Annotated in this window: 23 protein-coding genes; 14 read left to right on the top strand and 9 right to left on the bottom strand. The window is 59.2% G+C overall.

All coding sequences use genetic code 11. The features are described from left to right. Window positions 1–22: 22 nt before the first annotated feature. The gene (locus ACR0NM_RS09980) at window positions 23–2,356 is read right to left on the bottom strand and encodes an aldehyde dehydrogenase family protein (protein ID WP_480614436.1); all 2,334 of its coding nucleotides are present in this window, start codon (window positions 2,354–2,356) and stop codon (window positions 23–25) included. Between the two features lie 11 nt (window positions 2,357–2,367). Further along, window positions 2,368–3,366, bottom strand: coding sequence for a deoxyribose-phosphate aldolase (gene deoC, locus ACR0NM_RS09975; RefSeq protein ID WP_480614433.1), 999 nt, complete (start codon window positions 3,364–3,366; stop codon window positions 2,368–2,370). Window positions 3,367–3,565: 199 nt separating this feature from the next. On the opposite strand from deoC, the gene ACR0NM_RS09970 reads away from it, so the two are divergent. From ACR0NM_RS09970 to ACR0NM_RS09945, 6 genes are all read left to right on the top strand, one after another. Next, window positions 3,566–4,519: a metal ABC transporter solute-binding protein, Zn/Mn family gene (locus ACR0NM_RS09970; RefSeq protein ID WP_170514993.1), complete on the top strand. Its 954-nt coding sequence runs from the start codon at window positions 3,566–3,568 to the stop codon at window positions 4,517–4,519. 3 nt (window positions 4,520–4,522) lie between these two features. Continuing rightward, the gene (locus tag ACR0NM_RS09965) at window positions 4,523–5,326 is read left to right on the top strand and encodes a metal ABC transporter ATP-binding protein (RefSeq protein WP_170514990.1); all 804 of its coding nucleotides are present in this window, start codon (window positions 4,523–4,525) and stop codon (window positions 5,324–5,326) included. Window positions 5,327–5,328: 2 nt separating this feature from the next. Continuing rightward, entirely contained in the window at window positions 5,329–6,534 is a 1,206-nt protein-coding gene (locus tag ACR0NM_RS09960; protein ID WP_170626787.1) for a metal ABC transporter permease, read from the top strand. Next, on the top strand, window positions 6,531–7,460 hold the full coding sequence (locus ACR0NM_RS09955) for a metal ABC transporter permease (protein ID WP_480614430.1): 930 nt from the start codon (window positions 6,531–6,533) through the stop codon (window positions 7,458–7,460). Before ACR0NM_RS09960 ends, ACR0NM_RS09955 begins: the two co-directional genes overlap by 4 nt. A gap of 283 nt (window positions 7,461–7,743) precedes the next feature. Beyond that, the gene (mutL, locus tag ACR0NM_RS09950) at window positions 7,744–9,594 is read left to right on the top strand and encodes a DNA mismatch repair endonuclease MutL (protein WP_480614427.1); all 1,851 of its coding nucleotides are present in this window, start codon (window positions 7,744–7,746) and stop codon (window positions 9,592–9,594) included. A gap of 52 nt (window positions 9,595–9,646) precedes the next feature. Further along, the gene (locus ACR0NM_RS09945) at window positions 9,647–10,876 is read left to right on the top strand and encodes a DNA recombination protein RmuC (RefSeq protein WP_170613295.1); all 1,230 of its coding nucleotides are present in this window, start codon (window positions 9,647–9,649) and stop codon (window positions 10,874–10,876) included. A gap of 3 nt (window positions 10,877–10,879) precedes the next feature. Here the strand turns inward: ACR0NM_RS09945 and ACR0NM_RS09940 are convergent, their stop codons facing one another. From ACR0NM_RS09940 to ACR0NM_RS09930, 3 genes are read right to left on the bottom strand one after another with little or no spacing between them, the layout of a single operon-like run. Next, window positions 10,880–11,284, bottom strand: a complete 405-nt coding sequence (locus ACR0NM_RS09940) for a hypothetical protein (protein WP_480436536.1) — start codon at window positions 11,282–11,284, stop codon at window positions 10,880–10,882. A gap of 49 nt (window positions 11,285–11,333) precedes the next feature. Continuing rightward, entirely contained in the window at window positions 11,334–11,984 is a 651-nt protein-coding gene (locus tag ACR0NM_RS09935) for a ChrR family anti-sigma-E factor (protein ID WP_480614425.1), read from the bottom strand. 10 nt (window positions 11,985–11,994) lie between these two features. Next, the gene (locus ACR0NM_RS09930; protein WP_480614635.1) at window positions 11,995–12,651 is read right to left on the bottom strand and encodes a sigma-70 family RNA polymerase sigma factor; all 657 of its coding nucleotides are present in this window, start codon (window positions 12,649–12,651) and stop codon (window positions 11,995–11,997) included. Window positions 12,652–12,798: 147 nt separating this feature from the next. Here ACR0NM_RS09930 and ACR0NM_RS09925 point away from each other — a divergent pair, with 147 nt between their 5' ends. The 4 genes from ACR0NM_RS09925 (at window position 12,799) to ACR0NM_RS09910 (ending at window position 14,599) form a co-directional block, all read left to right on the top strand. Beyond that, a complete protein-coding gene (locus ACR0NM_RS09925; protein WP_480614422.1) occupies window positions 12,799–13,569 on the top strand; it encodes a DUF1365 domain-containing protein in 771 nt (256 codons plus the stop codon). 87 nt (window positions 13,570–13,656) lie between these two features. After that, on the top strand, window positions 13,657–13,974 hold the full coding sequence (locus ACR0NM_RS09920) for a DUF3775 domain-containing protein (protein WP_170408475.1): 318 nt from the start codon (window positions 13,657–13,659) through the stop codon (window positions 13,972–13,974). Between the two features lie 130 nt (window positions 13,975–14,104). Then, window positions 14,105–14,341: a DUF1127 domain-containing protein gene (locus ACR0NM_RS09915; RefSeq protein ID WP_170394595.1), complete on the top strand. Its 237-nt coding sequence runs from the start codon at window positions 14,105–14,107 to the stop codon at window positions 14,339–14,341. A gap of 57 nt (window positions 14,342–14,398) precedes the next feature. Beyond that, entirely contained in the window at window positions 14,399–14,599 is a 201-nt protein-coding gene (locus ACR0NM_RS09910) for a DUF1127 domain-containing protein (RefSeq protein WP_480614420.1), read from the top strand. A 64-nt stretch (window positions 14,600–14,663) separates the two neighbouring features. Here ACR0NM_RS09910 and ACR0NM_RS09905 read toward each other — a convergent pair whose 3' ends face one another. The 4 genes from ACR0NM_RS09905 to ACR0NM_RS09890 are packed head-to-tail and all read right to left on the bottom strand — an operon-like array spanning window position 14,664 to window position 18,155. Beyond that, the gene (locus ACR0NM_RS09905; protein WP_480614417.1) at window positions 14,664–15,806 is read right to left on the bottom strand and encodes a saccharopine dehydrogenase family protein; all 1,143 of its coding nucleotides are present in this window, start codon (window positions 15,804–15,806) and stop codon (window positions 14,664–14,666) included. A 3-nt stretch (window positions 15,807–15,809) separates the two neighbouring features. Further along, window positions 15,810–16,865, bottom strand: coding sequence for a saccharopine dehydrogenase (locus ACR0NM_RS09900; RefSeq protein ID WP_170626795.1), 1,056 nt, complete (start codon window positions 16,863–16,865; stop codon window positions 15,810–15,812). Window positions 16,866–16,879: 14 nt separating this feature from the next. Next, window positions 16,880–17,494 (bottom strand): glutathione S-transferase family protein, encoded by a 615-nt coding sequence (locus tag ACR0NM_RS09895; protein WP_170426208.1) that lies wholly within the window; start codon window positions 17,492–17,494, stop codon window positions 16,880–16,882. A gap of 10 nt (window positions 17,495–17,504) precedes the next feature. Next, entirely contained in the window at window positions 17,505–18,155 is a 651-nt protein-coding gene (locus tag ACR0NM_RS09890) for a histidine phosphatase family protein (RefSeq protein ID WP_170514965.1), read from the bottom strand. A 129-nt stretch (window positions 18,156–18,284) separates the two neighbouring features. Here ACR0NM_RS09890 and ACR0NM_RS09885 point away from each other — a divergent pair, with 129 nt between their 5' ends. The 4 genes from ACR0NM_RS09885 (at window position 18,285) to gcvP (ending at window position 24,211) form a co-directional block, all read left to right on the top strand. Next, on the top strand, window positions 18,285–19,472 hold the full coding sequence (locus ACR0NM_RS09885) for a Zn-dependent hydrolase (protein WP_480614414.1): 1,188 nt from the start codon (window positions 18,285–18,287) through the stop codon (window positions 19,470–19,472). A gap of 291 nt (window positions 19,473–19,763) precedes the next feature. Then, window positions 19,764–20,861 (top strand): glycine cleavage system aminomethyltransferase GcvT, encoded by a 1,098-nt coding sequence (gene gcvT / locus ACR0NM_RS09880; protein WP_480614412.1) that lies wholly within the window; start codon window positions 19,764–19,766, stop codon window positions 20,859–20,861. Between the two features lie 17 nt (window positions 20,862–20,878). After that, the gene (gene gcvH, locus ACR0NM_RS09875; RefSeq protein ID WP_170393732.1) at window positions 20,879–21,244 is read left to right on the top strand and encodes a glycine cleavage system protein GcvH; all 366 of its coding nucleotides are present in this window, start codon (window positions 20,879–20,881) and stop codon (window positions 21,242–21,244) included. Between the two features lie 111 nt (window positions 21,245–21,355). Next, window positions 21,356–24,211: an aminomethyl-transferring glycine dehydrogenase gene (gene gcvP / locus ACR0NM_RS09870; RefSeq protein WP_480614409.1), complete on the top strand. Its 2,856-nt coding sequence runs from the start codon at window positions 21,356–21,358 to the stop codon at window positions 24,209–24,211. The last annotated feature ends 95 nt before the right edge of the window (window positions 24,212–24,306 follow it).

Below are 24,306 nucleotides of genomic sequence, written 5' to 3'. Positions count from 1 at the left end.
GGCCTCCGGTGGTACGGGGGCCTTACTCTCCGTAGGGCACCCAGATGTTTTTCACTTCGGTCGCAGCCTGCAGGAAGCGGCGCGAATGGTCCACGCTCCAGTCAAATGCCGTCGCGTTATTGACCCAAGTCCGCTTCAGATTTCCGGCCGAGACGACCTCGATATCTTTAGACAGATCGGTGGACGAGAACGACCAGACCGCATCCACGTTCAGATGCGAGGCCAGCGGCTTTGCCAGCTCTGCGTGGCTGCCGGTCAGGATGTTGACCACACCGGCGGGCACGTCCGAGGTTTCTAGGATCTGGTAAAAATCCGTTGCTGCCAGCGGGTAGGGCTCACTTGCCGCCAGAACCACCCGGTTGCCCATCGCAATCGCTGGCGCCATGGCCGAAACTAGACCCAAGAGGGGTGTTTCGTCAGCACACAGGGCGCCGATCACGCCAACCGGCTCTTTCATGGCAATGGCGACGCCCCGGATCGGAACACCATGTACTTGACCATCATACTTGTCCGCCCAGGCGGCGGCGGTGAACAGTCGCTGGATCGAGGCCTCAACCTCTTTCGCGCCGTCTTTCTTACCGGTCATCGCATCAATACGAGCAGCGAACTCACCCGCACGTGCCGAGAGGTTTTCACCGATGTAATACAGAATCTGAGCCCGCAGATGGCCGGTGGTCTTGGACCAGCCTTTTGCACCCGCTGCAGCCTCAACCGCGTTGCGCACGTCCTTACGGTTGGCCAGACCCACATGGCCAAGTAGGCCGGATTTGCCCCAGACGGGTTTCGAATAGCCGCCATCGGGCCGCGCCTGCTTACCGCCGACATACATCTTGGCGGTGCGGTCAATAGGATCGACTGGAGCGCCTTCGCCCATTGCCGCCTCAATCTTCGCCAGCGGTTTGGCCTTGGCTTTGGGCTTGGTATAGGCCGTCAGCCCTTCCCAACCGCCTTCACGGCCAAAGCCGCTTTCGCGTACACCGCCGAACCCGGCAGCAGCGTCGAACAGGTTAGTTGCGTTCACCCAGACCACGCCCGCAACCAGCTTGGGCGCGATATCCAGCGCGAGGTTCACGTTCTCGGTCCACACAGTCGCGGCCAGCCCGTAGCGGGTGTTGTTGGCCAACTCGACCGCTTCTTCCGGGGTGCGGAAGGTCGAAGAAACCAGAACCGGGCCAAAGATTTCTTCCTGCATCAGCGGATCGGAGGTTTCGAGTCCTGAAATCAAAGTTGGTGGATAGTAGCAGCCATTCGAGGGCAGCTCACAGGCCGCCTGATGAACATGCCCAACCGTGTTGCTTTCGACCATGCCCTTGATGGTCTGTAACTGCACGGGGTCCACAACCGCACCCACGTCGATGCACTTGTCCAGCGGATCGCCGATGCGCAGCTTGTCCATACGGGCACGCAGCTTGTCATGGAAGCGATCTGCGATGCCTTCTTGTACCAGAAGGCGCGAGCCCGCACAGCAGACCTGGCCCTGGTTGAACCAGATCGCGTCGACCAAGCCTTCGATCGCTGAATCAATATCGGCGTCGTCAAAGACGATGTAGGCGGACTTGCCGCCCAGTTCCAACGTCAGTTCTTTGCCAGAGCCAGCGGTCGCTTCACGGATGCGGCGGCCCACGACGGTCGAGCCGGTAAAGGCGATTTTGTCGACGTCCGAAGACACGATCATCTCACCAACGGCACCATCACCTGTGACGATGTTGACCACGCCTTTCGGCAACCCGGCCTGAGAGCAGATGTCGGCAAACAGCAGCGCGGTCAGCGAGGTGTACTCGGCCGGCTTCAGAACCACCGTGTTGCCCATTGCGATTGCAGGCGCGATCTTCCACGCCATCATCAGCAGCGGGAAGTTCCACGGGATGATCTGGCCGCAAACACCCAGTGCTTCGGCATCGGGCAATTCGCTTTCCATCAACTGCGCCATGCCGGCGTGATAGTAGAAATGCCGCTGTGCCAGGGGGATGTCGATGTCGCGGGATTCTCGGATCGGCTTACCGTTGTCGAGGCTTTCGAGCACAGCAAACAAACGCGAGTGCTTCTGCAGCAGGCGCGCAATCGCGTAGAGGTAGCGCGCACGACCGGCTCCGCCCAGCTTCTCCCATTTCGGCTGCGCCTTGCGCGCCGCAGAAACGGCGGCGTCCACGTCAGCCTGTTTGGCTTGTGTCAGCTTGGCCAGAACCTCTCCGGTTGCTGGGTTGCGGCTGTCGAATCCTTTGCCGGGTTTGGTAAACGCGCCATCGATGTAGTGGCCGAACTTGTCGCCCTGATCGACCAGCCAGGCCAGTGCCTCGGCTGCGCTTTCGGGGGCAGGGCCGTAGTCCATGGTCTCGAAAATCTCTTTGACTGTCATTGTTTTTGTCCTCAGCCCATGGAGTGACGGTAACCGGCAGAGTAAGCGCCGGTGACATAGTGTTCCATCTGCCGCTCGATATCGCCCAGCAGTGATGAGGCGCCAAAGCGAAACAGATCCGGCTCCAGCCAGCGGTCGCCCAGCTCGTCCTTGATCAGCGACAGATAGACCAGCGCATCCTTGGCTTTCGAAATCCCACCCGCAGGCTTGTAGCCTACGCGATAGCCGGTGCGGTCATAATAGTCGCGAATGGCTCGGATCATTACCAACGACACAGGCAAGGTGGCGTTGACGCTTTCTTTGCCGGTCGAGGTCTTGATGAAGTCTGCCCCTGCCATCATGCACACCAGCGAGGCACGGGTGACGTTGCGCAGGCTGCCCAGCTCTCCGGTCGCCAAAATGGCTTTGACATGTGCATCGCCGCAGGCGATGCGGAAGGCCTTCATCTCATCATACAGGGCCTGCCAGTCGCCAGACAGCACATGACGGCGCGAGATGACGATGTCGATCTCCTCGGCTCCGGCCTTCACGCTTTCTTCGATCTCTGCCACACGCAGATGAAACGGAGAGAGCCCGGCCGGGAAGCCAGTGGATACCGCCGCAACCGGAATACCAGTGCCTTCCAATGCGTCCACAGCCGTTTCGATCATGTCATGGTAGACACACACCGCTCCGGTTGTGATCGGCGGCATGTCCAGCGCCTGCAAAACCGAAGCCGCGACAGGCTGACGAGCCTTTGCGCACAGGCGACGAACCCGCCCAACCGTATCATCGCCCGACAGAGTGGTCAGGTCGATCATTGTGATCGCCTTGAGCAGCCATGCGGCCTGGTATTCTTTTTTCACCGACCGCCGACCGGGCAGCGTCGCTGCGCGGCGCTCGATGGCCGAAGTGTTGGCCTGCACGGCCCGCACCCAATCCAGATCCAGATCCATTCCTGGGTTCCGGGGCTCGGTCACTTGCGGCAGATGCGGGGTGCGCACGGTGCTTTCTGAGCTCTGCGTTTCCATTATTCCGTCCTTTTGGAGGTTCGCGTCAAAATCGCATGGGTCGCAGCGAAAGGGAAGGTGTGCCAGCGTCGTAAGGGGCAAATTTTTGACCAAATGGACAAATATAGTCGCTTTCTTGCGAGTAATTCGCATTTGCATTGACTTAGTTGCGAATGGTTCTCATATTTTGACTTAACAGGATAACCGTTCGGAGTCTGAAATGATTCGTCGATCGCTACTTACGGCATTGGCTCTCGTGTTTGTGTGGCCCGTCGCCGCAATCGCTCAAGCGCCGCTGAAAGTCGTCGCCACCACCGGCATGATTGCAGACGCTGCGCGCCAGGTCGGCGGTGAACAGGTCGACGTTAAGGGCTTGATGGGACCCGGTGTCGACCCGCACGCCTATCGCCAGACCCGCACCGATATTGTTGCGATGACCCGCGCTGATCTGGTGCTGTGGCACGGCCTCTATCTAGAGGCTCAGATGGAAGGTTTCTTTGACGATCTGGGCCGCAAGCGGACAGTGGTTGCCGTGGCGGATGGCATCGACACATCGAAACTGCGCGCCCATGACGATTACGCTGACAAATTTGACCCGCATGTCTGGATGAGCCCGGTTCTGTGGCGCGATGTCGTGATCGAAGTGCAGGAAGCTCTGACCGAAGCCCGACCCGAAGCGGCAGATGAGTTCGCAGCCAACGCACAAGCTTTTCTGGCCGAGATCGATCTGCTGGCCGCCTATGGCAAGCAGGTTTTGGCGGCCGTTCCCGAAAACAACCGCGTGTTGGTGACTGCGCATGATGCATTTGGCTATTTCGGTGATGAATATGGCTATGAGGTGCTGGGTATTCAGGGCATCTCAACCCAATCCGAGGCAGGGTTGAACCGGATCGGTGAGTTGGTCGAAACTCTGGTAGAGCGTCAGCTGAACGCCGTGTTTGTGGAGAGTTCCGTTTCAGATCGATCCATGCGTGCCTTGATCGAGGGTGCTTCGGCCGAAGGTCACAAAGTGGGCGTCGGCGGAGAGCTTTATTCCGACGCCATGGGCGAACCGGGCACTTATGAGGGTACCTATATCGGTATGCTCGATCACAACATTACCGTGATTGCCGGCGCGTTGGGGGCGGATGTGCCCGAACGTGGCATGAACGGCAAACTGTCGGCGGGGTTCTAAACCATGATTGAACTCGCAACAGTTCAGGGCGTTTCTGTCGACGGGCAGGACATCGATCTTTGCCCCCTCGCCATTCGTGGTCTGACAGTCTCATACGGTCAGAAGCCAGCGGTTTTCTCGGTCGATATGACGGTGCAGCCCGGCGCCATGACGGCGATTATCGGGCCAAATGGGGCTGGCAAATCAACCTTGCTAAAGGCTGCTTTGGGGATCGTGTCTCCGTTGTCGGGTCAGGTGACCGTGTTTGGTCAGCCGCTCGATGACCAGCGGGCACGCATCGCCTATGTACCACAGCGCGCCAGCGTGGACTGGGATTTCCCGACGCGCGTGATTGATGTGGTGCTGATGGGCTTGTCGCGTCAATTGGGCCTGCTGGGTCGGGTTCGTGCCCGCCATACCGCCCGTGCCATGGACTGTCTGCACCGTGTCGGTATGCGGGAATTTGCCGACCGTCAGATCGGGCAGCTTTCTGGTGGTCAGCAACAGAGGGTCTTTCTTGCGCGCGCTTTGGCACAGGATGCCGACATGTATTTGTTGGACGAACCTTTTGCAGGCGTGGACGCTGCGACTGAAAAGGCGATCATCGCCGTGCTGAAATCGTTGAAAGAGGCTGGCAAGACCGTTGTTGTAGTGCATCACGACCTGGCCACGGTCACCGACTATTTCGACCATGTGTTCCTGATCAACACCCGCAAAGTGGCCGAGGGACCGGTGGAGCAGGCCTTTACCGCTGAAACGCTGCAGGCCGCTTATGGCGGACGTCTTGCAACGGCTCAAATCGATCAGATTTCGCGCGCGCTGGGGTAATCATGCTTTGGGAGGCTTTGACCTTACAGCTTGGCTATAACGCCACGCTGGTTGCCATTGGTGCGACGTTACTGGGCGTTTCGGCAGGTGTGACGGGCACGTTCTTATTCCTGCGTAAACGCGCGCTGGTTAGCGATGCCATCAGCCACGCGACCCTACCGGGCGTTTGCCTTGCCTTCATGGTGCTGGTGGCCCTCGGTGGTGATGGGCGTAACTTGATCGGACTACTTGCAGGTTCGGCAATATCCGCATGGGTTGGTTTGCTCTGTATGAACTGGCTGACCAGTCGCACACGTTTGGCAGAAGATGCAGCGATCGGCGCAGTGTTATCGGTGTTCTTCGGTTTTGGTGTCGTACTGCTGACGGTTATTCAAACCATGGGGGTTGGACGCCAGGCAGGATTGGAAGGATTCTTGCTGGGTTCTACTGCGGGGATGCTGTGGGCGGATGCTCTGGTCATCGCGATCGGGGGCGCGGCAACTTTGGTGCTGGTGATGATCATCCGCCGCCCGATGACGATGGTCGCCTTCGATCCTGAATATGCCGCCGCGCGCGGGTTGCCCGTGCATCGGATTGATCTGGCGATGATGGGGCTCGTGATGGCGGTGACCGTGGTCGGGTTAAAGATCGTTGGTCTGATCCTGATTGTTGCTCTGCTGATCATCCCGCCTGTGACAGCGCGGTTCTGGACGGAGCGATCCGACCGCGTGGTCGTTCTGGCCGGTTTGGCCGGAGGTCTTGCAGGGTATCTGGGGGCAGGTGTTTCGGCCTCGGCTCCGAACCTGCCGACCGGACCGATCATCGTTCTGGTCAGTTTTGGGTTCTTTGCCTTGTCGCTCCTGCTCGCGCCGGTTCGGGGTGTGTTGGCAGCTATTCTCAGCCACCTTCGGTTCCAGCGTCGAGTGCACATTCGGCAGGGACTGCTGGCACTGGCGCAGGGGCAGCAAATCTATGAACCCCTAACCATTCGCCTGTTACGCCGCACCGGCCTTGTGCGCGCCGATGGAGTTGCAACGGAGGAAGGGAGGGCGCGTGCGGCCAAGGCCCTACGAGACGAAAAGCGGTGGGAGATCGTCCGCGCGGATCAGGCGCATGAGGCCACTGCGGCGCTGTACGATGGGCTGCGCGATATCGAGACTGTGCTGACTCGCGATCAGATCGCCGAGATTGATCGTCGTATCGGCGGTCCGCAGGAGGTCACGCCATGAGCGGAGAAGAGTTCGTCCCCCTGTCGCTGACGCCTTTGTTGATTGGGACATTCGCGGCCATCGCATGCGCTCTGCCCGGTAACTTTCTGGTGCTGCGCAAGCAAGCGCTGATTGGCGACGCGATCAGCCATGTGGTGTTGCCCGGTATTGTCGTCGCGTTTCTGCTGACAGGCGCAATTTCAACTTGGCCGATGATGCTTGGCGCAGCAGGGGCTGCTGTGGTCGCCGTGGTTATGATCGAAGCGATCCGGCGATTGGGTCAGATCGAGCCGGGGGCAGCGATGGGTGTCGTATTCACGACCATGTTCGCCGGTGGTGTCCTACTGCTTGAGCAGACTGACACGTCGACCGTCCATTTGGACGTGGAACATGCGCTTTACGGCAATCTGGAAAGCTTGATCTGGCTGGATGCAACGGACTGGTCGTCGCTGCTGGATCTACAGGCATTGGCAGGGTTGCCACCTGAATTGCCGCGCATTGCGCTGACACTGACGGGGGTCTTGCTGTTCACGTGGTTGTTCTGGCGACCGCTCAAGATATCGACCTTCGATGAAGGCTTTGCGCGTACAATTGGTATCCGCACTGGCGCGTTAGGGATGGCGCTGGTGATCATAGCTGCGATCGCCGCTGTCGCGGCATTTGATGCAGTGGGGTCGATCATCGTGATTGCAATGTTCATCTGCCCGCCAGCTGCGGCACGGATGATGACCAACCGGTTGGAAGTCCAGATCGTCTGGAGTGTCCTGTTCGCAACCCTTTCCGCCGTGTCCGGTTATGTTTTAGCGGGCTATGGCCCATTGTGGTTGGGGGCTGCGGATGCTGTCAGCGCCGCTGGAATGATCGCCACGATATCAGGCCTGATTCTGGCGCTGACCGCTGCTTTTGGCCCATGTCGAACCCGCAGCGGAGCGCTCAGTCAGGCTTGACTTGGCGTATTCACGCCAACGCCTATCACGCAGTTTCGGCTGAACTTCGCCAAGTGGAAACAATCACGAATTCTTAACAAGATTTATTCCATTTTCGGTGATACCAAACTTTCAATTGGAAACCACAAGACCACCACTCACTCTGGTATATCCGGCCAGTTTTGACCTTAGTCGCTACCCCCTTAACGGCGCGGTCAAACTGGCCGGATACCTCGTTTAAAACCCGCTCTTCACAATTCAAACCGGTGGTCGAATCGCGTGCGCCTATGCTAGGTCTAGCGGTATGGTGTGTGCGAACCCCAATATCAGCGACGATCGCCCGGTAATCCGCCAGCTGGATGACGCAGCGATCAACCGGATCGCGGCGGGTGAAGTCGTGGAACGGCCTGCTTCTGCCGTCAAGGAACTGGTCGAAAACGCCATCGATGCCGGGGCCACACGCATCGCCATTGAGGTCGCGGATGGCGGCAAGACCCTGATTCGTGTCACAGATGATGGGTGTGGGATCGCAGCCGGGGATTTGCCACTGGCGCTGTCGCGCCATGCGACATCGAAGATCGACGGCTCCGACCTGTTGAATATCCACACCTTTGGATTTCGCGGTGAAGCACTGCCCTCGCTGGGGGCTGTCGGGCGTTTGACCATCACCAGCCGTGTCTCGGGTGCTGATGCGGCCTCGATCCAGGTGTCCGGTGGCAAAATGGATGCAGTGAAGCCAGCAGCCTTGCGCGCTGGGACTGTGGTTGAGTTGCGAGACCTGTTTTACGCCACCCCGGCACGGCTGAAGTTCATGCGCACGGACCGGGCCGAGGCGCAGGCGATTTCAGACATTGTGAAACGTTTGGCGATGGCCGAGCCTTCGGTCGCGTTCACCCTGCGCGATGTCTCGGGCGGGGGAGAGGGGCGCGTGACCTTCCGCGCCGACCGCGAGAATGGCGATCTGTTTGATGCGCTGCATGCCCGATTGGCGCGCGTTCTTGGCCGTGAGTTCGCTGAGAATGCTTTGCAGATCGATGCCACACGCGAAGGGCTCAGGCTTTATGGCTATGCCGCGCTGCCGACCTATTCGCGCGGGGCTGCAGTGGCGCAGTATCTGTTCGTCAATGGGCGACCCGTGCGGGACAAGATGCTGACCGGTGCGCTGCGAGCGGCCTATTTCGATTTCCTCAGCCGCGACCGGCATCCGGCGGCGGCGCTGTTCATAGATTGCGATCCAACGCTGGTGGATGTGAATGTACATCCGGCAAAATCCGAGGTTCGGTTCCGCGATCCCGGCCTCGCGCGTGGCTTGATCGTGTCCAGCCTGCGTCACGCGTTGGCCGAGGCCGGGCACCGGGCATCTTCGACCGTGGCCAACGCAACCTTGGGTGCGATGCGGCCCGAGCCGGCACCTGCAACCCCGGCGCGGGTGTATCAAATGGATCGCCCGTCACCCGCGGCGCGTGAGGCGGCCTATCGGGCGCAGTCTCCAGGCTTTGCGGAACTGTCGCAGGACTATAGCGGACGCATCATGGAACCTGTGCCCGAAATTGCACCGGTGGATGAGCTGCAAGACCTGCCCTTGGGGGCGGCGCGCGGGCAGGTGCACGAGAATTACATCATCGCCCAAACGGCAGACGGCATGGTGATCGTGGATCAACACGCCGCACATGAACGGCTGGTTTACGAAAAGCTCAAGTCCCAGATGGCCGAAAATGGCGTTGCCGCACAAGCGTTGTTGATCCCCGAAATCGTCGAACTGACAGACGGTGACTGCACACGTCTGATGGCCGTTGCAGAGGACCTGTCGCGCTTTGGATTGACCATCGAACCCTTTGGTGGCGGGGCAATCGCCGTGCGCGAAACTCCGGCCATTCTTGGCGAGGTCGATGCCCGCGCGATGATCCTCGACATCCTTGATGAGCTCTCCGATCAGGGCGAAAGCCAGATGGTGCAAGCGCGGATCGAGGCGATCCTGAGCCGCGTGGCCTGCCATGGCTCGGTTCGGTCTGGCCGTCGGATGCGGGCCGAAGAGATGAATGCCCTGCTGCGTGAGATGGAGGCGACGCCCCATTCCGGGCAGTGCAACCACGGGCGGCCAACTTATGTGGAACTGAAGCTGAGCGATATCGAACGCCTGTTCGGCCGCAGTTGATCCGCTGGCCCGCTCGGGCTATGAAGAATAAAACAAGAACATCTGAGGCGATATGATCGAGATTGCTGGCACCCAATATGCATTGAATGACCCTATCATCCTGATTGCAGGCGGGGTGGTGGTGTTGATTCTGCTGCTTCTGTTTCTGTCACTTCGAGCGTCACAGCGTTCAGCTCGGATGGCGGAGCCGCTGGCCCGGCAGATGGCGCACCTTGGGCAGCATGTGCAGCAACTGGGCCAGGGGCAGGAACAACTGCGGGGTGGCCTACAGCATGTCTCGGACACGCAAGCCAACGCGCAGGTGCAGGTGATCCAGACCGTTGAATCCCGCCTGTCATCGGTGCAACAGCAGATGAATGACCGACTGGCCGATAACGCGATGAAATCGGCGCGCGCTCTGGCTGAGATGCAGGAGCGGATGAAGGAATCGCTGCATGGTTCGTCGAAACAGACGGCGACCTCGCTGACGCAATTGCAGGAACGTCTGGCAGCCATCGACAAGGCGCAGGACAATATCACCAAGCTTTCAGGCGACGTGCTGTCATTGCAGGATATCCTGTCGAACAAGCAGACGCGCGGGGCTTTCGGGGAAATCCAGCTGAACGATATCGTTTCAAAGGCGCTGCCATCAGATAGTTTTCAGCTGCAGGCCACGTTATCGAACGGACGGCGCGCTGATTGCCTGATCAACCTGCCGAACCCTCCCGGACCGATCGTGATCGACAGCAAGTTCCCGCTGGAAGCCTATGAGGCGCTGATCGGATCGACCAACGACTTGGAGCTGAAAGCAGCGGTACAGATGTTCCGCAGTACCGTGCGCAAGCACATCAACGATATTGCCGAGAAGTACATTCTGGACGGTGAAACTGCAGATGGTGCGCTGATGTTTCTGCCCTCTGAGGCAGTCTATGCCGAGCTGCACGCCAAGTTCCCTGAATTGGTGCAAGAGAGTTTCTCGAAACGCGTTTGGATCGTTTCACCCACAACTTGCATGGCGACGCTGAACACCATGCGGGCGATCCTTAAAGATGCGCGTATGCGCGAACAGGCCGGTGCGATCCGCAAGGAATTGGGGCTGCTGCATAAGGATGTGGAACGTTTAGGCGACCGGGTGTCGAACCTCGACCGTCATTTCGGGCAGGCTGCAAAGGATATCTCGGAAATCAAGATCAGCGCGGAAAAGGCGGGTCGCCGGGCGCAACGGTTGGACAATTTCGATTTCGAAGAGCTTGCGCCGGATGACCAAACAAACGTCGTGCCGCTCGGCAAAACCGAAGGGTAAGCGTTATTGGATCGACAGGTCCAAATTGTAACCAACCGTCTTGCCTGTGTCGCGATCGTTACCCATCAGATAAACACGTATGGTGTAGTCGCCATCATCGGGAAGCTCGATCCGGGCGGTATTTCCATCGATTGAGCCGTTGTAAATTGCGACGCCGTCGCTATCCGGCGGCAAGATGTTGAAATAGATCACGCCGTTGCCATTGGTGTCACTGACCTTAAGGTCGGCGAACATCTCCTGCCCAGCCTTGGCTCCGAGTTTATAGTCGAAATATTCGTCGCCGGTGACAGTCCCATTCACCATCGTGCCGAAATTGCCCGGTTGGAATTTAACGTCTGCGGACATCTGTGCGGAAACGCTGGCTCCAAAAGTCAGCAAAAGCGCTGTGACTGCCATCCTTAAGAACATTGAAAACCCCGATTTAGTTAGCGTCGATAAACAACCCTACCACGACGGATCAGATTCGAAGGAATGGCTGGAACAGGCGTGGCATCAGCTTGCTGAACTTCAGTGGAGCATCAGTGACGGCCAGGCAAATGCAATCTTCAGAGATATCTGCCGTTGGGGTATGATGGATAGACTGGTCAGCGATTTCGACATCGCCGCGGTCGAAGCGGTCGATCTCGTCAGAGAATGCACCCTGCAGGACCATCGTCAGTTCTATGCCTTTATGGCTGTGATCCGGCACCGCTGCCCCGGCGGGGATAAACAACAACCGGGCGGTGGCTTCGCTGGTCGTGGGCAGAATTGCCTGTTTGACACCCATGCCGACGGGCTTCCATTTGATCGCGTTCACGTCGCCGCCGACATAGTCCTGCAGCGGTGTCGGAAGAACTGCACAAGGCTGGTGCGCGGGTTTCACCTTTGGTGCGCCCTGAGCAATCAATGCCATTGTTGCCGCTAGTGAACCGTCACTCATGCTTGCTGACGCATCTTGTTCCTGCAAAACGCATCCGCCAACTGCGTCAAAGCTTTCAGCGCGGGCGCGGCAGTGGTCGCACAGAGACAGATGCGTTGCGACCATCAGGTCAAACGCTTCGGGCAGATTGCCTGCGGCATAGGCCATCAGCAGGTCGTCTGTCAGGTGATGTTTAATCTCGTTTTTCATGCTCGTCATCTCAGTTCATCGCGTGGCGCAAGCGGTCCAGCGCCAGCCGTATCCGTGATTTGATCGTTCCCAAGGGCAACCCGGTCTGAGATGCGATTTCTCGATGGCTCAGATCTCCGAAGTAGGCCTTCTCGATCAGCTGTCTTTGCGCCTCAGGTAATGCCGCCATGGCATCACGCAGCTGCGCGGTTTCCTGTTGCAGCGCTAGAACGTCTTCCTGTTCCGGCTCCGCCTCCGGCCCCCACCCGAGGTCTTCGGGTTCGGGGCGGCGTTGCTTGCGCAATACGTCAATGCGCTTGTTCCTTGCGATCGTGAACACCCAGGTCGCAACCGTTGCCCTTGTCGGGTCAAACAGATGCGCCTTGTGCCACAAGGTCGCCATGACCTCCTGCGCGCATTCTTCAGCCAGGGCGGCATCCGAACCGGACTTGATCAGGAACGCCTTGATACGAGGCGCGAAATGCTGAAACAGTTCGGCGAAGGACGCCTGATCCTGAGCGTCTCGGATTCGACGGACGTGTTCCACCCAATCCTTTCTGGCGCCACAAGTATTATTCTGTCCGTTCACCGAGTTGCCCTTAAAACGCTTAGGTCCGCGCCAAACAAGTCTTTCAGCAGCTTCTGCCGCCGGTTCGTCCAATGTCGCGGTGTCAGTCTCGGTAAACATAACCACAATACGTGGGGACACCCAAGGTGGATCAGTCGGTTGGATAAATTTCATCCAAAACCGGCTGAATATCGTATTGTGAGATATCAGATATGCGGAAATGCATGTCAATTGAATGATTTGCGGGCAGGACGGAAAATCTGTTTCATGAACAGAATTGATTATATCGCGGGCCATACCTTTCACGGGCGCAAAGGTGCGGTCGAGAATGCGTTTCGCTATTCCGTCGATTACATCTTGCTAGACCCCGAGGCCCACCCCAAGACCCCATACCTGTTTTCGATCAATGGCGCGAACCTGACAAGCTGGCGAGATTGCGATCATGGGGGTGAACCTGGTCAGGGTCGCGGGGCGATCTGGCTGCGTGAATGCTTTGAGGCGCAAGATATTCCACAACCGGACAGGATGACCTTGCTGACACAACCCCGTGTGTTAGGGCATGTGTTCAATCCGGTCAGTTTCTGGTTCTGTTTTGATAAAGATCACCAGCTTTATGCTGTGGTGGCCGAGGTGACCAACACTTATGGCACACGCCATAGCTACTTGTGCCACAAACCCGATCTTTCACCGATTGCACCTACCGATCGGATACTTGCGGACAAGCTGATGCATGTCTCTCCGTTTCAGAAGATCGAGGGCACCTATACCTTCCGCTTTGATTATCAGGACGAACGTGTTGGTGTCTGGATCGATTATGGGCGTGCCCGAGGCGGTTTGATTGCCACGCTGACCGGTCCGCGCCAGCCGTACAGCAACCGGATCATTCTAAAGTCTCTCTGGCGGCGTCCGTTCGGCGCGCGCCGGGCGGTGTTTCTGATCCACTGGCAGGCGGTGAAGCTGTGGTTCAAACGGGCGCGGTTCAGCCCGTTTCGTACCGCGCCGGTTCCCGATCAGCCTGTATCCCGGTCGCGGCACTAAAGCCCTCCGCTTTGCGCAAGATCAAAGACGGTCACCTGTGGGATCGTGCAGAAATGCCTGGACCGCGAACACGAGGAGTTGAGACAGATGTTGGAAATCTCGGCAAGAAAGATCGCCCAGGTCGCCATGATGGGGCGTGAACTGGACCGGGCCGAGGGCGAATTGCGCGCATTCATCGACCGTATGGGTGAGGATGAGCAAGCAGAGCTGGTGGCCGTCATGTGGATCGGTCGAGAAAGCTTTTTTGCCGAGGATTTGGCCGAAGCGATTGCGACGGCTAAGTCCGAAGCCTCGACGCCTTGCGCGGATTATCTGATCGGAACACCGCATTTGTCGGACCATCTGGAAAACGGTTTGGATGCGCTGGGAATTTCAGCCGAGGACGTTGAAAACGATCTGATGTAGTCGGTGATCTGGCGACGGGTCAGCTTATCCTAGCGTATGAAGCAAAATTAATGCGGCCTTCCGTCGGGGTTAATGTCGAGTTCTTTGATCAGGTTCATCAAACACAGCGATGAATCTAGGAGGAACCGTCATGGCACATGTCAATGCAACCGGAGCAGATCATCGGGATCTGCTTTTTGGCCAACTTGTGAACCAAACAGTGCCAAAGTCAGGATGGCAGCGCCGCAAGGTCTACAAGAACACGATCCGGGCGCTTGAAGAACTCAGCGATCGTCAGCTTTTTGATATCGGCATTCCGCGTGGTGAGATCAGGCGGCGCGTATATCGGAACGTCTATCAGAACATACCCTATCTGAACGGCGTTTAAGCCTTTCCGGCGCTGAACGGATATCAGTCCATTTTAAATTTTGCTGAGGTAACGAGTATGCTGGATGCCAACCCAACCCCGAAACAAACCCCTTCAAAAAGCGCATTGATGCTGTTTGACCGGGCGATGAGAATACACGCCATCAGAGCGGATATCGTTTGCGCCGCCCAAGAGCTGAACCGGCTTTCTGACTCGGATTTATCAGAACTGGGCATCAACCGCTGCGATGTGGAAGCGGTGATTGCGCAATACATTTGATGACGGCTACTTAAGTCGTATCTAAAACAGCCGCTCCGAAGATACCGGAGCGGCTGTTTGTGATTTAGGCCATGTGGTCCACGATCTGCAGGTGCTGTGCCAGCGTGTCGATCTCGTGCATCCAGTCCTGCACCAGCTTCGGGTCGCTGGGTGCAGCGTGAACTCCTGCGGGAATAGCGCGGTTCAGCACGGCCTCGACGGCCAGTGAAACCGGGATCGAAACCAGCCGCGCCATCGCCGTCCCGCGCGCGTCGCCCCAGGCATCCATGACATAGGTTTTGTGCCAAACTTCGACGCCGTCCTTTTCCGCCTTCAGGCCCACACATAAAACCACGCGGTCAGGCTCGCCCTCGTCATAGGCGTTCTCGGCCCAGAACTGATCCGACATCTCTTTCAAGCGCGCATCGCCTTCGGGGCCGGACAGCGTTTCGATTTCGGTGAACACATCCGACCACGCCTCAGCCCAGCCGTTCAGGCGCAGGGTGCCACGGACAAATTCCTTGACCGGCCAGTGATCCTCGAACTGGTACTCAGCCTTGAAGGGGATCGAGTCGCGGTTCGGGTAGACTTCGAAGCTTTCCGGAGTGGGCAGCGGTGCGATGTAGCTGGTGATCGCGTCCCAAGGTCGGGCGACATCCAGCGGCGCGTAGTCCCGGATTGACTTGGAAGGAGAGCGCAGCGCTTTGAGCACACCCAGAGGTGACCAGCTGAATTTGTAGCGGAACGGGTTGGGATTCTTGGGAACGCCTCCGCAATAAGAGATAAAGCTCAGGTGGTTTTGGGGATCAAACGCGTCCGAGGCGCGGTAATCGGCAACCAGAGCGTGCGCCATCAGATGGTCGATGCCCGGGTCCAACCCAACTTCGTTAACCAGTGCAACCCCGGCCTCGCGGGCCTTGCCGTCCAGCGCGCGCATCTCAGGTGCGATATATGAGGAAGAGACAAAGTTGGCTTCTTTCGAGATTGCCAATTCTGCCAAAGGTACATGCCAGTCACCAGGCAGCATCGATACGATGACGTCACCTTTTCCCAGCACCTCACCCAATGCATCGATGTCGAAGGCGCGGATGTCGTCGGTGAGGTCACCGACCTCTGTCTTGGCCTTCTCAATGGTCCGGTTCCAGACAGTGACTTTGTGCCCGCCTTCAATAAGACGGCGCAGGCCGGGGATGGCCGACAGGCCGGTGCCGCACCAGTGAATCGTCATCGCTCAGATCCCTTCAATATGAGTTTTGTAAGTTGCTTCTGCCCGGCCCCAGACGCCGCTATCCAGATCGGTGAGGGTCAACAACGACGGAAGCAATTGCGCCGCGTAGTCCTCGGAACTTTCGACAGGCAGCATCGACGGCAGGTTGTCGATCGCCATAACATCCATCACCGGATCGGTGGCCACGCGCAAGGCGGGGGCATCCCATGTGGTCGCGCGGTCATAGACCGGCACTGGGTTGTAATCGCTATCCGGGTCGCAGGCCACATCGCCGATAGCTGTAAGGTTCCGCGAGGTGGTCAGCGCTGACCGTGGGACAAAGACCGGTGTGCCGGGACGAGCGAAGATACAGTTCAAGAACAGGTCGTGGTCGAGGATTTCTGGGAATGGTCCGCCGCGGGCGGTTTCGGCCATGTCCCACTTGGTAACGCTGACGCCCATTGCCTCGCAGAGATCAGCCGCGCCTGTGCCAACACGGCCCAACGCACCGATGACGATGGCGCGGGGACGGTCGGCGCCGGTGGAGTCCAGCTCGGCCAGCAATTCGGCATTCAACGTGTCTTTGTTCTTATAAACACCAACCGGCGGGCATTCTTCATTTCGTTGCTGGGCCGCCCATGTCTTGAGCGTCACGGCAGCCCCCGCGTATCCAGCCCAATAGCCGAAAGCGGCAACCCGGCGGCCGTTTTCCTCGACCAGATACTCCAGATCATAAAGTGTGCCGCCGCCAGCCTTGAACCGCTGCAAAAGCGCGCGTCCTGAATGTTGCCCCTTATAGGCATGGCCGAACATGATATGGCGGTGGGGCAGGGGCGTGCCGTCCTCGGGCAGCTCCTTGAGGCCAAAGATGATCGCGTCCAGCGGGGCATTGGGCCAGGAATTCTCAGCCGCGATTTCACAGCCCGAGTCCTTGTAGCCATCAATTGCGATGGCGCGGACGGAACTTTCCTCGACCGTCACGCGGATGCCTGCCGCGATCAACGCGGCAGTGCCTTCGGGGGTCAGCCCGACCCGTTCCTCGTTCGGGCGCTGTTCTGCCCGGACCCAGAGATGTGTCATTCCAATTCCTTTTGTCAGAGCATACCGGCAGCGCGTACCGCCTGTACCGAGGGACGCGCCTCCATCGCTTCTCGGAAGGCGATGATCTTTGGAAAGGCCGAGACGTCAACACCGTCGCCCTCCAGCCAGCTGCAAACCACGTACAGGTACGCGTCGGCCAGCGAGAACGCCTCGCCCAAAACAAACGGCCCACGCAACCCGTTCGACGAGATATATGCGCAGGACTCAGTCATGTTTTGCGCGACTTTGTCCTTCATGTCTTTCCAGCTGGATTTCTTGTCTGCCCAACGGGGCCCGCGCATCTTGTGGGCATGGTTCACATGCATGGTCGAGGCGAGATAAAACATCACCTCTCGCATCCGCGCCGCCATAACCGAATCTGATGGCACCAATCCCGCCTCGGGCGCTTTAGCGGCAATGTATTCCAACAACGCTCCGGTTTCGGTCAGAATGCCGCCATCCACAACCAGTGCCGGGACCCGACCTTTTGGATTGATCTGCTTATAGGCGGGTTTGGTTTGCTCACCTCCGGCAAAGTCCAGTTGGATGGCCTCATACTCAAGCCCGGCCTCTTCCAGCGCAATTGCCACGGCGACCGAGATTGTGCGGGGGGCATAATAAAGTTGCATTGTAGCCTCCTTACAGATGGGTCTGCGCGAACTGACGGTCTGGCGCTTCCAGATGGGGCACTGCGTTGAACAGAACCGGACTTAGCTGCGCGCCAATCGGGTGCAGACGATGCATCGACGTGTTCATGATGGCAAGCGCCACCCGCGCCATCGATGGGATATCCAAGCCCATCGCCTGCCGCACCACCATCGAGATCAGCCCGCCCGAGGTCACGACAATTGCCGGACCGCCTTCGGTGCCTATCTCACGCAGAGCGTCGCGAACGCGAGTCTCGAACTCTTCAAAGGTTTCCGGCGTATCTTCGATCTCGCCCCGGGACCAGGCGGCAAAGGTGCGGGGCAAGTGCTCGACAAAGCCTTCGCGGTCGGTTGGTATTTCAACCCCGTGCTGCTGTTGGAATAACTGGGCGAGGGTGAAATACTCGATCTCATTCAGCCGCGCATCCCGAGTTGGCTGCGGCAGCCCCATGCTAGCCGCAGTTTCCACGTGCCGGTTGAGTGTGCCGCAATAAACCCGAGGGTAATGCAGGCGGGTATCGCGCAAATGCGCGCCCAGCCAACGGGCCTGTTGGTGACCCAGTTCGCTCAGCCGGTCATAGCTCAGCTCATCCCGTGCGGTTGTGTTGGCCTGCCCGTGGCGCACTAATGTGATATGTGACATGATGATCCCTCTTGCGTTGACGTCTTAGGGCAGGTTCGGGGCCGGGACCAGAGAGCTTTCACGCGGGCCCGAAAAAACTCCTATATCAGGCGAAGTTTACCGCTATGGTCACCCCGACAAGGAGGACCCATGGCTGTCGATCACACACGGTTTCTGACCGATCTACACACGCTGCGTTCATTCGGGGCTTCGGGCGTCGGCAAGGGCGTCGTCCGCCCCGCCTATTCCAAAGCTGATATCGCCGCGCGCCAGTGGCTCGTCGGGCGCATGACCGAGGCTGGCCTGACTCCGCATGTCGACCCGGTTGGAAACCTGTTCGGGTTGGCTGATGGACCCTCGCTGCTGATGGGCTCGCATTCCGACAGCCAGCCCGAGGGCGGTTGGCTGGACGGAGCCCTGGGCGTTATTGCGGCACTGGAAATCGCGCGTTCTAGTGATCGACCCATCTCGGTCGTCAGTTTTCAGGACGAAGAGGGGCGGTTCGGCGTCACCACCGGATCGGCGGTCTGGTCAGGTGGATTATCTTTGGAACAGGCGGACGTGCTGACTGATGGCTCAGGCGTCACCTTTGGCAGCGCGCGGGCTGAAATGGCAAAGAAGTCGCAAGGCTTTGTTGATCCTGCTCGGTTCAGCGGTTTCATCGAAATGCACATCGAACAGGGCCCGGCACTGGATGCAGCCGGTGAACAGATCGGCGTTGTCACCGATATCGTCGGCATCCGCGATATGGCCATCACCTTCCAAGGCCAGCAAAACCACGCCGGAACCACGCCAATGCATTTGCGACGTGATGCGTTTCAGGCCCTGTCGCTGTTTAACGCGCGTCTCAACGACCGGTTCCGTAATGTGGTCACGCCGCAAACCGTCTGGACCATCGGGCGTGTTGATGTTCACCCCAATGCGTCCTCTATCGTGCCGGGACGGGTGCGGTTTTCGATGCAATGGCGCGACGGCGATCCTGAGCGTCTGGTGCGTATGGAAGACATCATTCGCGCGACCGCACAGCAGATTGCCGAAGAGCAGGGCGTAACACTAACCTACGGCCCGATGCTGGGGTTAGAGCCCGTCAGCATGGAGCCGGTTTTGCGCGGTGCGCTGGAAAGCGGCGCGCAGGCCATTGCGCCTGGGCGTTGGCGCAATATGCCATCCGGAGCGCTCCACGATGCCACCAATGTCTCGCGCCTGATGCCGGTTGCGATGCTCTTTGTCCCGTCGATTGACGGAATCAGCCACGATTTTGCCGAAGACACAGCCGAAGAGGATTTGGTTGCGGGTCTCAGGGTGCTTGATCGCGCAGTTCATTCCCTTGAGGAATGAAGGTAAGTTGAAGACCATTTCATGATTTTCCACGCGAAACCAAGTTACTATCGGGGATGTCCACCAGCTATGGGCGGGTGCTCGGCACAGTTTTACTGACTCCGAACAAGGAGTGTTGCCTAACGGAAAAAAGTTTCCTATAGGAACATTATTGATGCATGCACCCGTATACTGTTCTGCCGTGATCGAGGCGATCTGCTGAAATCCTGGGCTGAATCGTTGCAATCTGTGCAGCTTGGGTCAGACTGACAGGAACGTTTCTGGGTAACTGATACAAAGCAGGTGGCCACCATGACTTCATCCTTAAAACGCACTCCCTTGCACGCTTTGCATGTTGAGTTGGGAGGTAAGTTGGTTGATTTTGCGGGTTGGGAGATGCCTGTTCAGTATCCTTTGGGGATTATGGGGGAGCATAAGCAGTGCCGTGAGAAGGCGGCGGTGTTTGATGTGAGCCATATGGGTCAGGTGATTTTGCGGGGCGAGAATGTGGGTGAGAAGCTGGAAGCGCTTTGCCCGCAGGCCTATGCGACGCTGAAGGAAGGCAAGGCGCGGTACGGGTTTTTCACCAATGCCGAAGGCGGGATCATGGATGACCTGATCGTGTCGAATGCGGGCGATCATTACATTGTGGTGGTGAACGCGGCGCTGCGGCATCAGGACATTCCGCATATGCGTGAGCACCTTGAAGGCGTTGAAGTGATCGAGATTTTCGACCGCGCGCTGGTGGCGGTTCAGGGCCCTGCGGCGGAAAACGTTGTGGGCGAACTGTGCCCCGCCGCGCGTGATCTAAAGTTCATGGAAACCACGGTTGCCGATATCAACGGTGTTGAGTGCCGTATCTCGCGGCTGGGCTATACCGGCGAGGATGGCTACGAGATCTCGATCCCCGAGGACAAGGCGATCGAGATCACCAAGGCGTTTCTGGCGCATGAGGATTGCGAGCCGGCCGGTCTGGGCGCGCGCGACAGCCTGCGGCTGGAGGCAGGTCTGTGCCTTTATGGCAATGACATCGACCAGAGCACCTCGCCGGTCGAGGCCTCGCTGGGCTGGGCGATGCAAAAGCGCCGCAAGGAAGAGGGCGGTTTCCCGGGCGCGGCCCGCGTGCAAAAGGAACTGGCCGAAGGTCCCGCGCGCAAGCTGGTGGGCATCAAGCCCGAAGGCCGTGCGCCAGCGCGTCAGGGCGTGGAAGTGCAGTGCCTTGAGGGCAACAGCATCGGTCAGATCACCTCGGGCGTGTTTGGCCCCACGGTGGGTGGACCGGTGGCGATGGGCTATGTGAGCAAAGGCCATGGCGAGCCGGGCGAGAAGGTGAACCTGATCATCCGGGGCAAGCCGCAACCGGCTGAGATCGTGGCGCTGCCCTTCGTCAAACAGAATTACAAGCGTTGAAGTCAGGAGAGAGAGACATGGCAACCTATTATTCCGAAGAGCATGAATGGCTGAGCGTTGACGGCGACACCGCCACGCTGGGCATCACCAAACACGCCGCCGAGCAATTGGGTGACGTGGTGTTCGTGGAACAGCAGGAAGCAGGCGACGAGTTCGAAAAAGGCGGCGAGATCGGCGTGATTGAATCCGTCAAGGCGGCGTCCGAGCTTTACGCACCGGTCGACGGCGAGATCACCGAGGTGAACGAGGCGCTGGCCGACAATCCCGGCGCGCTGAACGAAGACCCCGAAGGCGAGGCCTGGATCTACAAGATCAAGATCGCGGACGCCTCGCAGCTCGAAGACCTGATGGACGAGGCCGGCTACAAGGCCTTCATCGGTTAACTCAGGCGGCGGGTCCGTGCGCGGCCCCGCCCCTTCATCTGTTTCCAAATACTTCCGCCGGAGGCTCCTGCCGTCTCCGCCGGGCCTGACCTATCCTTGAGGAGCGCACACATGGCCTTCAAACTGACCGATTACGAAGCCTATGACTTCGCCAACCGCCGCCATATCGGGCCCAGCCCGACCGAGATGCGCGACATGCTCAAGGTGATCGGCTTCAAGACGCTGGACGAGCTGATCGACGCCACCGTCCCGCCGGCGATCCGGCAGAAAGAGCCGCTGGACTGGGGTTCGGCGATGACCGAGCGCGATGCGCTCTTTCACATGAAAGAAGTGGCGAGCAAGAACAAGGTTCTGACCTCGCTGATCGGTCAGGGCTATTATGGCACCACCACGCCGGCGCCGATCCTGCGCAACATTCTGGAGAACCCGGCCTGGTACACGGCTTACACGCCTTATCAGCCCGAGATCAGCCAGGGCCGACTTGAGGCGCTCTTGAACTTCCAGACCATGGTCAGCGACCTGACCGGGCTGGACGTGGCCAACGCGTCCTTGCTGGACGAAGCGACTGCTGCGGCGGAAGCCATGGCGATGGCCAAGCGCGGTGGCCGGTCCAAGGCCAACAATGCAGCCTTCTTTGTCGACAAGAACTGCCACCCGCAGACCATCGCGGTGATTAAAACGCGCGCCGAGCCTCTGGGTATCGAGGTGCAGGTGGCCGATCCGGACACGCTGGATGCGGGCGCGGTCTTTGGCGCCATCTTCCAGTATCCGGGCACGCACGGCCATGTGCGCGACTTCACCAAGGAAATCGCGGCGCTGCATGAACACAAGGCGATTGCCATCGTCGCCGCCGATATCCTGTCGCTGGCGCTGCTGAAGTCGCCCGGCGAGATGGGCGCGGATATCGCCATCGGCTCGACCCAGCGCTTTGGTGTGCCGATGGGCTATGGTGGCCCGCACGCCGCGTATATGGCGACCACCGACAAGCTGAAGCGCTCGATGCCGGGCCGGATCATCGGTGTCAGCATCGACAGCCGGGGCAACAAGGCTTACCGCCTGGCGCTGCAGACCCGCGAACAGCACATCCGGCGTGAGAAAGCCAACTCGAATGTCTGCACCGCGCAGGCGCTGCTGGCGGTGATTGCCTCGATGTATGCCGTGTATCACGGCCCCGACGGCATCAAGGCCATCGCGCAATCGGTGCACCGCAAGACCTCGCGTATGGCTGCCGGTCTGGAAGAGGCAGGCTTTGCTGTGGAGCCGGAAGTGTTCTTCGACACGATCACGGTTGAGGTTGGCCATCTGCAGAAAACGGTCATGGAGGCCGCTGTGGCCCGGGGCGTCAACCTGCGTAAGGTCGGCGACACGAAAGTGGGCATCAGCCTGGACGAACAGACCCGCCCCGAGACCATCGAGGCGGTCTGGGGGGCCTTTGGCATCGACCGCAAGGATGACAGCTCGAACGTGGCCTATCGCCTGCCGGATTACGCGCTGCGCGAAAGCGAGTACCTGACCCACCCGATCTTCCACAAGAACCGGGCCGAGGCCGAGATCACGCGCTACATGCGCCGTCTGGCCGACCGCGACCTGGCGCTGGACCGGGCGATGATCCCGCTGGGCTCGTGCACCATGAAGCTGAACGCCACGATCGAGATGATCCCGGTCACCTGGCCCGAGTTCGGCAACCTGCACCCGTTCTGCCCCGAAGATCAGGCGCAGGGCTATCATGAGATGATCGATGATCTGAACGACAAGCTGTGCCAGATCACCGGCTATGACGCGATCAGCCAGCAGCCCAACTCGGGCGCGCAGGGTGAGTACGCAGGCCTCTTGACCATCCGCAACTATCACTTCGCCCGGGGCGAAGGGCAGCGCAATGTCTGCCTGATCCCGACCTCGGCGCATGGGACCAACCCGGCCTCGGCGCAGATGGTGGGCTGGCAGGTTGTGCCGGTGCAGGCGGATGAGAATGGCAACATTGATCTGAATGACTTCCGCGCCAAGGCTGAAAAGCACTCCGATCATCTGGCCGCCTGCATGATCACCTACCCCTCGACCCATGGCGTGTTCGAGACCACCGTGCAGGAGGTCTGCCAGATCACCCATGATCACGGCGGTCAGGTCTATATCGACGGCGCCAACATGAACGCCATGGTCGGCCTGTCGCGTCCCGGAGACATCGGCGGTGACGTCAGCCACCTGAACCTGCACAAGACCTTCTGCATCCCCCATGGCGGCGGCGGCCCCGGCATGGGTCCGATCGGCGTCAAGGCGCATCTGACCGAGCATCTGCCCGGCCACCCGGAATACGGCACTGCCGTGGGTCCGGTCTCGGCGGCGCCCTTTGGGTCTCCGTCCATCCTGCCGGTTAGCTGGGCCTATGTGCTGCTTATGGGCGGCGCGGGTCTGACGCAGGCGACCAAGGTGGCGATCCTGAACGCCAACTACATCGCGGCGCGGCTCAAGGATGCCTACCCGATCCTCTACACCTCGGAAACGGGTCGCGTGGCGCATGAATGCATCCTCGACACCCGCCCGCTGGACGAGGCGGCCCATGTCAGCGTCGATGACATTGCCAAACGTCTGGTGGACAGCGGCTTCCACGCGCCCACCATGTCCTGGCCGGTGGCCGGCACCCTGATGGTCGAGCCCACGGAATCGGAACCCATGGATGAGCTGGACCGCTTCTGCGACGCCATGCTGTCCATCCGCTCCGAGGCACAGGACATCATCGACGGCAAGATCGACGCGGAAAACAACCCGCTGAAAAACGCTCCCCACACGGTGCGCGATCTGGTCGGCGACTGGGACCGTCCCTACACCCGTGAACAGGCCTGCTTCCCCCCGGGCTCCATGGGCGTCGACAAATACTGGTCCCCCGTCAACCGCGTCGACAACGCATACGGCGACAGAAACCTCATCTGCACATGCCCGCCAATGACCGAATACATGGACGCAGCTGAATAAACCTCAATCAATAAACCCCCGCCAACTGGCGGGGGTTTCAATCCAAGTTCGGGAACGATTGCTCGCGGCCGAAGCGCTAAAGAAGGTGGAGGAGA

Source organism: Ruegeria sp. AF2 (assembly GCF_056542025.1).
The sequence above is the reverse complement of the archived record's forward strand: the minus strand, read 5'-3'. Positions and strand labels throughout refer to the sequence as shown.

Coding starts and splice junctions, on each gene's coding strand:
- ACR0NM_RS09960 (WP_170626787.1), top strand. CDS start 5,329: ATGCTTTGGGAGGCTTTGACCTTACAGCTTGGCTATAACGCCACGCTG.
- ACR0NM_RS09900 (WP_170626795.1), bottom strand. CDS start 16,865: ATGACACATCTCTGGGTCCGGGCAGAACAGCGCCCGAACGAGGAACGG.
- gcvH (WP_170393732.1), top strand. CDS start 20,879: ATGGCAACCTATTATTCCGAAGAGCATGAATGGCTGAGCGTTGACGGC.
- ACR0NM_RS09945 (WP_170613295.1), top strand. CDS start 9,647: ATGATCGAGATTGCTGGCACCCAATATGCATTGAATGACCCTATCATC.
- ACR0NM_RS09940 (WP_480436536.1), bottom strand. CDS start 11,284: ATGTTCTTAAGGATGGCAGTCACAGCGCTTTTGCTGACTTTTGGAGCC.
- ACR0NM_RS09885 (WP_480614414.1), top strand. CDS start 18,285: ATGGCTGTCGATCACACACGGTTTCTGACCGATCTACACACGCTGCGT.
- ACR0NM_RS09980 (WP_480614436.1), bottom strand. CDS start 2,356: ATGACAGTCAAAGAGATTTTCGAGACCATGGACTACGGCCCTGCCCCC.
- ACR0NM_RS09930 (WP_480614635.1), bottom strand. CDS start 12,651: ATGTTTACCGAGACTGACACCGCGACATTGGACGAACCGGCGGCAGAA.
- deoC (WP_480614433.1), bottom strand. CDS start 3,366: ATGGAAACGCAGAGCTCAGAAAGCACCGTGCGCACCCCGCATCTGCCG.
- gcvT (WP_480614412.1), top strand. CDS start 19,764: ATGACTTCATCCTTAAAACGCACTCCCTTGCACGCTTTGCATGTTGAG.
- ACR0NM_RS09910 (WP_480614420.1), top strand. CDS start 14,399: ATGCTGGATGCCAACCCAACCCCGAAACAAACCCCTTCAAAAAGCGCA.
- ACR0NM_RS09925 (WP_480614422.1), top strand. CDS start 12,799: ATGAACAGAATTGATTATATCGCGGGCCATACCTTTCACGGGCGCAAA.
- ACR0NM_RS09955 (WP_480614430.1), top strand. CDS start 6,531: ATGAGCGGAGAAGAGTTCGTCCCCCTGTCGCTGACGCCTTTGTTGATT.
- ACR0NM_RS09935 (WP_480614425.1), bottom strand. CDS start 11,984: ATGAAAAACGAGATTAAACATCACCTGACAGACGACCTGCTGATGGCC.
- ACR0NM_RS09915 (WP_170394595.1), top strand. CDS start 14,105: ATGGCACATGTCAATGCAACCGGAGCAGATCATCGGGATCTGCTTTTT.
- ACR0NM_RS09970 (WP_170514993.1), top strand. CDS start 3,566: ATGATTCGTCGATCGCTACTTACGGCATTGGCTCTCGTGTTTGTGTGG.
- gcvP (WP_480614409.1), top strand. CDS start 21,356: ATGGCCTTCAAACTGACCGATTACGAAGCCTATGACTTCGCCAACCGC.
- ACR0NM_RS09895 (WP_170426208.1), bottom strand. CDS start 17,494: ATGCAACTTTATTATGCCCCCCGCACAATCTCGGTCGCCGTGGCAATT.
- ACR0NM_RS09890 (WP_170514965.1), bottom strand. CDS start 18,155: ATGTCACATATCACATTAGTGCGCCACGGGCAGGCCAACACAACCGCA.
- ACR0NM_RS09965 (WP_170514990.1), top strand. CDS start 4,523: ATGATTGAACTCGCAACAGTTCAGGGCGTTTCTGTCGACGGGCAGGAC.
- ACR0NM_RS09905 (WP_480614417.1), bottom strand. CDS start 15,806: ATGACGATTCACTGGTGCGGCACCGGCCTGTCGGCCATCCCCGGCCTG.
- mutL (WP_480614427.1), top strand. CDS start 7,744: ATGGTGTGTGCGAACCCCAATATCAGCGACGATCGCCCGGTAATCCGC.
- ACR0NM_RS09920 (WP_170408475.1), top strand. CDS start 13,657: ATGTTGGAAATCTCGGCAAGAAAGATCGCCCAGGTCGCCATGATGGGG.